This window comes from Moorena sp. SIO4A1, from assembly GCF_010672065.1.
In the GTDB taxonomy this organism is placed as follows: Bacteria; Cyanobacteriota; Cyanobacteriia; order Cyanobacteriales; family Coleofasciculaceae; genus Moorena.
Window position 1 is genome coordinate 1 of record NZ_JAAHHX010000482.1, and the last position, 1,792, is coordinate 1,792.

A 1,792-nucleotide genomic window follows, 5' to 3' on the forward strand; every position below is an offset into this window, starting at 1 on the left:
CGAGTAGAGTGGTTTTCCCACTGAGATACGGACCAACAATTGCCACATTACGGGTGGCTTTACACGCTTTGCCGTTCATAATTTACCCCCAAATTATTTCAATTGGACTTATGCATTGAAGCGGAGCATTAAGGGGATGATCGGGTAGGGAGGTGAGTTTGTTAAAACGTGCCATATCAACGCTTCTCTTACCTAATCATTCTACCTACTTATCTCCTGACTACTGGTTTATGCGTAAGTTTTGTTGAGATGGGATCAACGTTATCTGGTTGTGAGATTAGCTTAATTTGGTCTGATCTAGATCGAACTTGCAATGTCTTGTAATGTAAACTACTAAAACTGTTAAGTAAGATAACTCTAGGTCACTAATTTTTAAAAAATATGAATACACGTAACAACTATAAAAAAAAATGTTTCAAAAATCTTAAGGAAAATTTGTTCCCATTAAACTTAATCTTTGTTAACAGAAAAGTCACTGCCAGAGGCTATTTCTGCCTAGGAGTGAGTTCGCTGTTGGTGCTGACACAGCCACTAGTTTCCCACGCCCTAGGGGTTAACCCAGATAATCTGAATGATTCACCAGAGAGACTGAGTAGACATCATCCCCTGACTCGCCGTTACAGTTACAGTACTAGACTAATCGCTCAGTCTCAGTATCTACCAGCACTCAAACCAACTCAACCCGCAGCCCTTGAGCAACTTAATCAAGGACTGGCATTAATTCAACAGAGTAAGGTACTTGAAGCGATCGTGGCGTTCGAAAAGGCAGCCCAACTGAATCCCAAGCTAGCACCAGCACACTACAACTTGGGTCTAGCATTGCGGCAGGTTGGTAAATTGCAGGCGTCAGCCGATGCCTTTTATCGGGCAACCCAGACCGATCCAGAATTTGCTCTAGCCTTTGCTAATTTAGGGGCTGCCCTGTTGGAAGGAAAGAATTTGTCTCAGGCACGGGAATATCTAGAAAGATCTCTGGAACTTGACCCATTACTCGGTGTTGCTCACTATAACATGGGTCTAGTTATGTCCCAGTTGCGAACACCCCAACAAGCGATCGCATCATTTAAACAAGCAATGCAATTTAGCCGTAATGCTCCCGAACCGGCATATCATTTGGGACTGATTTATAAGCAACAGGGCAAGCTAGAGGAAGCAAAAAAGGCGTTTGAGCAAGCGATCAAAATCAATCCTAAATACCCCGAAGCCCACTACAATATCGGGGGAATTTTATTTACTCAGAGAGATTTGGATGGTGCTCTGGCAGCCTTCCAGCAAGCAGCGGTAGCTAACTCGAATTACGCTAATGCCTATTATGCTGCTGGTGTAGTATTTCTGCGCCAAAACCGATTTAGTGATGCTCTGCAAGTCTTGCAGTATGCTAGAGACCTTTACAATAGCCAAGGTAATCCCCAGTGGGGACGTAGGGCTGAGCAATTGATGGAGCAAGCCCGTAATTCTCGTTTTTAGTGGGGTGTGTACCATCAGCACTGGTTAGGTTTGACGACTCCCCACAGATAGATCTGGAGCGTTGCACCTGTAGGGAGATGATTTATGGAGATGGGGAAGATGGGTAAGAATCCACCCATTCTCCTGCTGATTTTTATCACGTTTCAATTATAATTTATTGAACCGATTTTTTAGTATTTATTGAACCGGTTTTTTTTGAGTGTTTTTTATGGCGGGCTTTACCGAATATTTTTAATTATTAAAAATATCTTTAATTAAAATTAAACAACTATTTTTTTATAGTAAAATTATCCCAAAAATTGGAATTATTATTTCCTGAATTTAT

General features: G+C 41.7%; 2 protein-coding genes. One reads left to right on the forward strand and one right to left on the reverse strand.

Annotation, left to right across the window (positions count from 1 at the left end; translation table 11 throughout):
* Positions 1–381: 381 nt before the first annotated feature.
* A complete protein-coding gene (locus F6K53_RS39705) occupies positions 382–1,467 on the forward strand; it encodes a tetratricopeptide repeat protein (protein ID WP_366511424.1) in 1,086 nt (361 codons plus the stop codon).
* 24 nt (positions 1,468–1,491) lie between these two features.
* On the opposite strand, the gene F6K53_RS39710 is transcribed toward F6K53_RS39705, so the two are convergent.
* Positions 1,492–1,614, reverse strand: a complete 123-nt coding sequence (locus tag F6K53_RS39710; RefSeq protein ID WP_293085507.1) for a hypothetical protein — start codon at positions 1,612–1,614, stop codon at positions 1,492–1,494.
* Between the last annotated feature and the right edge of the window lie 178 nt (positions 1,615–1,792).